The sequence below is a fragment of the Stenotrophomonas sp. STEN031 genome, assembly GCF_056759975.1.
On the sequence record NZ_JBRREA010000047.1, the window covers coordinates 24,405 to 32,601 of the forward strand.

The window sequence follows — 8,197 nt, forward strand, 5'->3', positions numbered from 1 at the left end:
TTGTTCAGGAGAAAGACATGCAAATCGCATCCCGTTTCGCTTCCCGCTCCCCGTCGCTGCGCAGCGACTCCCCGCTGTCCGATGACCAGATTCGCAGGGTGGCCCCGTCCATTTTCGCGGACGCCCCGCATGAGAGCCGTTCCGAACGATACAGCTACATCCCCACCGCCGCCGTTCTGACCGAGCTTCGCAAAGAAGGCTTCCAGCCCTTCATGGTGACGCAGACCAGTGTGCGCGATGAAGGCAAGCGCGAGCACACGAAACACATGCTGCGCCTGCGCCACGCCAGCCAGATCAACGGCGCGGAGGCTAGCGAAATCGTGCTGCTGAACTCGCACGACGGCACCAGCAGCTATCAGATGCTGGCCGGAATGTTCCGCTTCGTGTGCAGCAACGGCCTTGTGTGTGGTGACACAGTGGCTGATGTGCGCGTGCCCCACAAAGGCGACGTGGCCGGTTCCGTCATCGAAGGTGCTTTCGAGGTGTTGAGCGGCTTCGAGCGCGTGAAGGAATCGCGCGACCTGATGCGCAGCATCACTTTGGACGATGGCGAATCCGAAGTGTTCGCCCGCGCTGCGCTGGCGTTGAAGTACGACGACCCGGACAAGCCCGCGCCCATCACCGAATCGCAAATCCTGATGCCGCGCCGGTTCGACGACCGCCGCCCCGACCTGTGGAGCGTATTCAACCGCACACAGGAGAACTTGACCAAGGGCGGATTGCATGGCCGCAGCGCCAACGGACGCCGCCAGCAAACCCGACCCGTGCAGGGCATTGATTCCGATGTGCGCCTCAATCGCGCCCTTTGGATGCTGGCCGACGGCCTGCGCCAGTTGAAAGCCTGAATCCCCACGCGGCAGGGGCAGGCAGCGGCCCTTGCCGCTTTCTTCGCTGCTGCATTTCCTAACCGCAAGGAGTTATCACCATGAACGCCATCACCCAAACCGAAGCCCGCGCCATCCAAGTCCCTGTGCTGGAAGCTGCCGACCCCACGAAAAACCTGATTCTGGTTCCGCTGTCGCGGCTGGTGCTGCGCCCCACCGGCCGCAACGTGCGCAAGACCCCGCGCATGTCCATCCCCGAGCTGGCCGCGAGCATCCAGCGCGTGGGCTTGCTGCAAAACCTGATCGTGATTCCCGCCAGTGATGGCGAGCATTACGAGGTGGTGGCCGGTGGCCGTCGCCTTGCAGCGCTCAAGCTGCTGGCGAAGAAGCACCGCATCAGCAAGGAATGGGAGGTGCCTTGCCTGCTGGTGGCCGATGGCACGGCCCGCACGGCCAGCCTCACCGAGAACGTGCAGCGCGAAGCCATGCACCCGGCAGACCAGTTTGAAGCCTTCGCGGCGCTGGTGGCCGAAGGCCGACCCATCGAGGACATTGCGGCGGATTTCAGCGTTACGCCGCTGGTGGTGCAGCGTCGCTTGAAGCTGGCGAATGTCTCGCCGCGCCTGATGGCGGACTATCGGGCCGATGCCGTCACGCTCGATCAGTTGATGGCCTTGTCCGTTACCGACGACCACGCCGCGCAGGAAACTGCGTTCTACGATGCCCCGCAGTGGCAGCGCCAACCGTCCGCGCTGCGCGAACGCCTCACCGAGCGCGAAATCGACGCTTACCGGCATCCGCTGGTGCGCTTCGTCGGGCTGGACGGCTACGAAGCCGCAGGCGGCGGCATCCGCCGCGACCTGTTCGCGGAAGGCGATGCGGGCGTGTACCTCAACGACGCCGCGCTGCTGGAACGGCTGGCGCAAGACAAGCTGGCACGCATCGCCGCCGCTGTCCGCGCCGAGGGTTGGGCGTGGGTGGGTGCCACGCCGGGCGTGACCCATGCCGATCTGCACGCCTTCCAGCGTGCGCCGAGGGAACGGCGCGAGCCGAACAAGCGCGAAGCGCAGCGCATCGAAAAGCTGCAAGAGAAAATGCGGGCCATCGGTGAAGCCGTGGACGCCGCGATGGACGCCGACGACGAAGAAAAGGCCGACGCCTTGCAGGAGGAAGGCGAAACCCTGGGCGAGCAGTTGCAGGCGCTGGAAGATGGCTTGCAGGACTACGGCGCGAACGTGAAGGCCGCAGCCGGTGCCATCGTCACCATCGACCGCAACGGCGAGGCCGTGATCCATCGCGGCCTGCTGCGCGAGGCCGAGGCCAAGGCGCTGCGCACGCTGGAACGGCTGCGCCAAGGATTCGGCAGCGAAGGCGAAGCCGAGAACGACGACGAAGGCGAGGACGACGAGCAATCCAAGAGCGCCGCCATGTCTGACCGGCTGGCGCAGCGCCTGAGCGCGCACCGCACCGCCGCGCTGCAAATCGAAGTCGCACGGCATCCGCAAGCTGCGCTGGCTGCTGTGGTGCATGGCATGGTGCAGACCGTCTTGCAAGAACGCCGCTACGGCCTCAACCGTGATTCTTTGCCGCTGGGCGTGAGCCTGAAAGTGCAAGACCGGCTGGAAGGCATGGCCCCGGACTGGCCGGAATCGCCCGCCGCCGTGGCGCTGCGCGAACTGCAACAGGTGGCGGGCGAAGCCTTGCCGAAGGACAACGCCGAACTGTTCGCCGCGCTGCTGGCGAAGTCGCAAGACGAACTGGTGAGGCTGCTGGCCGTGTGCGTGGCTTCCACGGTGGACGTGGTGACGCCCCGCGCCACGCCGCACCAGCCCGGCGCGGAACTGGCGCAGGCCGTGGGCCTCGACATGGCCGCATGGTGGCAGCCGACTGCCGAAGGCTATTTCAAGCACGTTCCGAAGGCGGCAGTTCTGCAAGCCGTGGGCGAATACGCGCCCAATCAGGTTTCCCTACTGGTGAAGTTGAAGAAGGCCGACATTGCCAGCGAAGCCGAGCGGCTGGCCGATGGCACGGGCTGGATGCCTGCCATCTTCAAGGCCGAAGGCCCGCAGCAGGCAGTGAAGGAAAGCGCGCAGGAGGCAGGCCCGGAGCAGGACGCCCCGGACGATGCCGAAGCAATGGCGGATGAACCCGCCGAGGCACTGGCCGCTTGACCCGCGTCGAAGGCAAGCGCCCCGGCCTCGACCGGGGCGTTTCGCCGAAAGGAGAAGCCCTCATGACCCGCACCACCACCAGCAGCCCGCGCATGGCGGCGATCTACGCCCCCGGCACGGTACGCGCCCGCCGCTGGCACGGCGATGGCGACGTGCGCGGCTACCACCCGCCCTCGGGCTGGTCGGCTTGCGCCGACCTCACCGACATTCATCCCATCACGGGCTGCGCCTTGCCGCGTGCCGTGTGGTGGCTCATCGAGACGAAGGAATAACCGCGATCAGCACCGCGCCCAGGTCGTTCCGTCCTGGGCGCGGTGAACTTCAAAATCCGGGCGCGGCAGTGGCCGCGCCCGGTGTTAAAGCCGAATACCACGTCTCCGCCTTCGCTGACACTCAGGCGGAGACGTTGAAGTCAGGAATGGGGATGACGGGTTTACCCTCAACTGTCGTTTAAAGCGCTGGGGTATGTGCCTCCTGACATACTATTTCCAAATTGAAAAATAGAAATCAACCCGGCGTGCATCGAAAGGGGATACATGCAAATCCGACAACTCAAAATATCGAATTTCCGAGGCATCTCCGCGCTGGACTGGAAGCCTGATTCTTCCTTTTGCTGCTTAATCGGCTCGGGTGACTCGGGCAAGTCCACCTTGCTCGATGCAGCCGAAGCGGCACTCTCGTCTCGCTGGTTCTCGTTCACCGAGCCCGACTTCCTCGCCTGCGACACCTCCAGCCCCATCGTCATCGAGGCGACAGTCGGTGAACTTTCCAAGTCTCTGAAATCGGATGAGCGACTCGGCCTTTACATCCGAGGCTGGACGGCTGCTGGCCAGCTACGCGACGAACCCGAAGATGATGATGAGCCCGTGTTGACCGTCCGCCTCACCGTTGACGCCACGATGGAGCCTGTCTGGGAACTCGTATGTGATCGGAGCGAGGAACCCCGCACGTTGTCTAACCGTGACCGTGCGCTGTTCGGCCTTGTTCGGTTGGCCGGTGAAGACGCGCGGCATTTGGCTTGGGGCCAAGGATCGGTTCTGGCTAGGCTGACAGGGGACAACAAAGAAGCAGCAGCCCGTCTCGCAGACGCGTATCGAGCTGCCCGAGCAAGTGCCAATCTGGGTGACATCGAAGCGTTAGCTGACACGGCCGAATTGGCCGAAGGGTTTGCCAAAGGATTGGGCGCATATGTCGAGGGCGCATATGAGCCCGGCTTGGAGCTTGGGCGATCCGGGCTTTCTTCGGGCTCTATCGCCCTCCACGACAGCGGAGTGCCGCTTCGATTGTCCGGCCTTGGCACCCGAAGACTCGCCACCCTGGCAATCCAGAAATCCGCCATTTCTGAAGGGGCTATCGTCCTGATCGACGAAATCGAGCATGGGCTTGAGCCACACCGGATCATCGGTGCGATTGCGCAACTCAAAACCGATCAAGTCAAAGCAAAGGATGGAGGCAAGCCTGCAGGGCAAGTCTTGATGACCACGCACTCCGATGTCGCAATTGGAGAGGCCGGCGCAACCAGTCTGCGCGTGATCCAAACATCCCGACCAGGACGAGCGGCCACTATCGCTCACCCGAATTCCCCTGACTCCATCCGTGCGCTGATGCGCTTTACGCCCAGGGCAATGTTCGCCCGTCGGATCTTGGTGACTGAAGGAAACACGGAGCTTGGCCTTCTTCTTGGTCTGCGGGAAAACTGGCCAGCGCGTCATGCCAATCGGCCGATTGAGCAACTGGGAGTTGCGCTCGCCGACGGTAATGGCGAACAGGCATCATCAATGGCTCTTGCGCTCGCTGGCCTCGGCTACACGACTGCAATCTATCGAGATTCAGATACGGTTTTGTCCCCCGCCATTGTGGCCGCGCTGGCGGCGGCTGATGTTCCCATTTTTGAATACGGCGGTGGACTCAACACCGAGCAGGCCATTTTCTCGGCGGCAAGCGATGCTCTGGTTCAAGAGCTGCTGGTCTACGCACGCGAAGAACGCGGCGACGACGCCATCGACAACAACCTCGACATCAAAATCCCCGACCTGGATATAGCAACGATCAGAGGCAATTTTGCAGCCTGGGAGCTTTTTTCTGAAATGGATGGTGCCCGGCTTCGAGAAGCAATTGCCGAGGTGGCTGGCCGGAAAAAATGGTTCAAAGATCAAAGGATCGGTCGGGGCCTGGCGCCTATGGTCTGGCGGATTGCTGCGGAAAATCCCGCCTCACCCCTTGCGACAACCCTGACCCAAGCCGAGGCATGGCTGTATGCCTGACGCCGCCGAACTTTCCGCCTTGGGCAACGCAGCAGTGGTGGCGCCTGCCGGGCATGGCAAAACGGAGATCATTGCCAATGTCGCAGCCTTGGGCGGTCGCGCGCTGATCCTGACCCACACGCACGCGGGCGTGCATGCCATTCGAGCGCGCATAAAGCGCTTGGGAATCCCTCACGTGCGCGTCGCCGTCGATACCATCGCTGGATGGTGCATGCGCTACGCGCATGCTTTCCCCGGCGTGGCTCAACCGCCTGATGGCATGCCGCAAACCGGCGAGCAATGGAATCAGCTCTACCGTGGCGCGACGTGCGCCCTCGGGGTCAAGGCCGTCCGTGAAGTCATTGCGGCCTCCTACGACCGCATCTTGATCGACGAATATCAAGACTGCCACGGCTTGCAGCATCAACTCGCGGTCGAACTCTCAAACATCGTGCCGACTTTGATCTTCGGCGACCCGATGCAGGGAATCTTCGAGTTCGCCGGCGCGACGTTGAGCTGGGACGACGAGATCCATCCTTGCTTCCCGTTTGCTGGGACACTTGAAACACCGCACCGCTGGGCCGGCAAGAATCCCGAACTCGGGCAGTGGATCGCCGAGACCCGATTGAAGCTCATGCGTGGCGAAGCCATCGACTTGGCCGACCCTCGCATCAGCTATCGTGAATCCGATGATGCCTTCGATATGGGAACGCTGTTCGAAGGCATCGATGGCAAGGATGGCAGTTTCGCCGCCATCCATTGCAACAAGACTATCTGCTACAGACTGGCCAAAGCCGCGAATGGTGGATACCAAGCCATCGAGGAAATCGCCGCAAATCGACTGCGAGATTTCGCATCCGCGTGGGATCGGGCGACTGATGGCGCTGGCAGACTTCGAGCGTTTACCGCTCTCATTGAGGACTGCTTCCACAAAAAACCGGTTGTGGAAGGTGAGCCGCTTGATCCCGAGGACGCGGCGCTTCAGCAGGCGATGCGGGACTTGGTGCCTAGCCTGGGCACTGGCAATGGAGCGGAAGCCGTCGCCCAGATGTTTACGTTGGCCCGCAAACGCCCAAGATGGAAGCTCTACCGCAATGAACTGTGGCGCGATGCCGAACGAGCAGCGACCGAAGTCGCAGCAGATCGAGCCGAGACGATGGCAGCGGCGACCCTCAGCATTCGCCAGCGAGTCAGCAACTCAGGCCGGAGGCTGCCCAAGCGCACTCTCTCGACCCCGTTGCTATTGAAGGGGCTGGAATTCGACCATGTGGTAATTCCTGACGCTACCCACTTCGCCAATGAGCGTCAGGCTCAGGCGAAGCTCTTTTATGTAGCTATTTCTCGGGCTACTCGATCACTGACGATTTCGTCGCCGGAGCGGTTCATCCAACTTCCTGTCCCCAGCATCTAGTCGCGAAGATTCGCGAGCGGAGCGTGTCGTCGCTTCGCGCCGCCGTGCTTTCGGGCTGCGCCCCGTGCTGTCTTTGCCGTCACGGCCATCCGGCTTCAATCCCTCACACCTTCGCGCCTGTGGCGCTGCGCGCTTCGCTTGCCTCCAGGGGAAAGCCCTGCGGGCTATCCCCGCCGCGCGATGCTTGGCGCCCCTCGATGCGGCCGAACCGGCTGCGCCGGATCGGCGCGGCCAGCGCTACGCTGCGATGGACGGGGTGCTGGCGAACACGCTGGCCCTTGCTGCAGCAGGTTGCACGGATGCGTGCTGCCCTCAACGCTGGCGGTTCCTGCCCATCACGTCACGAAGGACGGTTCACGGACATTCCGCCCGGCATCGCCATGGAGCTTCCACGCCACGCCTCAAGAGCGGCACCACAAGGTGCGGCGGGGGCGTTCTCGCCTGTCGTCGGGTGGTTGACCTGGCCCGCGTCAGTGGGCGAGCCGGAGAAGCCTTCGGGCGGGGATGCCGAGTCGGCCCCATCTCCTTTCGGAGCGGTTCGGCCCAAGGCGTCCTTGTCTCGTTGTGAATCCTGGCGGTGGCACGGCTGCGCCTCGGGCTTCATGGCTGCAACCGTCCGGCGAAAACAATTTCCCCGCCGCTGCGCGGCTTCCTCGCGCAGCAAATTCTTTTCGCCTCCCGGCTCTCCACTGCGTTTCGACCGCAAGCGGTGCAGCCAGCCCGTCCCCCGCTGGCCGGATCACAACAAGGACGCGATGGGCGCGAACCTTGTTCCACCGAAAGGAGAAATCATCATGGCCAACATCGGTACCTTCACCGCAGACAAAGACGGCTTCACCGGCACGCTCCGCACCCTGACCCTCAACGTCAAGGTCAAGCTGGTTCCCAACGACAAGGGCAGCAGCGAGAACGCCCCCGACTTCCGCCTCCAGGCCGCCGGCCATGACATCGGCGCGGCGTGGAACAAGACCAGCGAAGCCGGGCGGGACTACCTGTCCGTGACCCTCGACGATCCTTCGTTCCCGGCGCCGGTCTACGCCCGCCTGATCGAAGGTGAGGGCGGCACGCACGACTTGATCTGGTCGCGCAGCAAGGTCCAAGCGGCGTAGTCGCCGCCCGCAGCATCCCGCTCCGGCGGGGCGCTGCGCTGTCAGTACGTCCCATACCCGGTCAAGATAGGGAGTGGCTTTTGGCGGGCCGCATCTCCATGCTGGGAAGGAGCGCCTGTGCCTGCGCTCGGGGCATGGCGTGTCGGCGCGATACGCCGCCGGGCTTTGCGGGCTGCGCCCCGTGCCGTCTTTGTCGTCACGGCCATGCGGCTTCAATCCCTCACGCCTTCGCGCCTGTGGCGCTGCGCGCTACGCTTGCCTCCAGGGGATCGGCGCAAGGCCCATCCCCGCCGCGCTGCACTTGGCGCCCCTTGAACACCGCCGAACCGGGGTCTCCTCGTTTTCAGTGCAATAAGTGACGGTACGAAAAGCTAGCACTGGCGCGGAGGTGGTGTTGGTAGATCGTTGATTTCATTGACTTTCCTGTTCACTTTCAAAT

6 protein-coding genes are annotated in these 8,197 nt (G+C 63.3%); all 6 read left to right on the plus strand.

Translation table 11 applies throughout. From position 1 onward, the window contains the following. Positions 1-17 precede the first annotated feature (17 nt). The 6 genes from ACVOLQ_RS17335 (at position 18) to ACVOLQ_RS17360 (ending at position 7,758) form a co-directional block, all read left to right on the plus strand. Positions 18-845 (plus strand): DUF932 domain-containing protein, encoded by an 828-nt coding sequence (locus tag ACVOLQ_RS17335; protein ID WP_150360004.1) that lies wholly within the window; start codon positions 18-20, stop codon positions 843-845. An 80-nt stretch (positions 846-925) separates the two neighbouring features. Next, positions 926-2,995, plus strand: coding sequence for a ParB/RepB/Spo0J family partition protein (locus ACVOLQ_RS17340; protein WP_150359713.1), 2,070 nt, complete (start codon positions 926-928; stop codon positions 2,993-2,995). A gap of 62 nt (positions 2,996-3,057) precedes the next feature. Further along, entirely contained in the window at positions 3,058-3,267 is a 210-nt protein-coding gene (locus ACVOLQ_RS17345) for a hypothetical protein (RefSeq protein ID WP_150359714.1), read from the plus strand. 264 nt (positions 3,268-3,531) lie between these two features. Then, on the plus strand, positions 3,532-5,259 hold the full coding sequence (locus tag ACVOLQ_RS17350) for an ATP-dependent nuclease (RefSeq protein WP_150359715.1): 1,728 nt from the start codon (positions 3,532-3,534) through the stop codon (positions 5,257-5,259). Next, complete coding sequence (locus ACVOLQ_RS17355; protein WP_150359716.1) at positions 5,252-6,649, plus strand: UvrD-helicase domain-containing protein; 1,398 nt, start codon at positions 5,252-5,254, stop codon at positions 6,647-6,649. The genes ACVOLQ_RS17350 and ACVOLQ_RS17355 overlap by 8 nt, the downstream gene beginning before the upstream one ends. A 794-nt stretch (positions 6,650-7,443) precedes the next feature. Then, the gene (locus tag ACVOLQ_RS17360; RefSeq protein WP_150360005.1) at positions 7,444-7,758 is read left to right on the plus strand and encodes a DUF736 domain-containing protein; all 315 of its coding nucleotides are present in this window, start codon (positions 7,444-7,446) and stop codon (positions 7,756-7,758) included. The last annotated feature ends 439 nt before the right edge of the window (positions 7,759-8,197 follow it).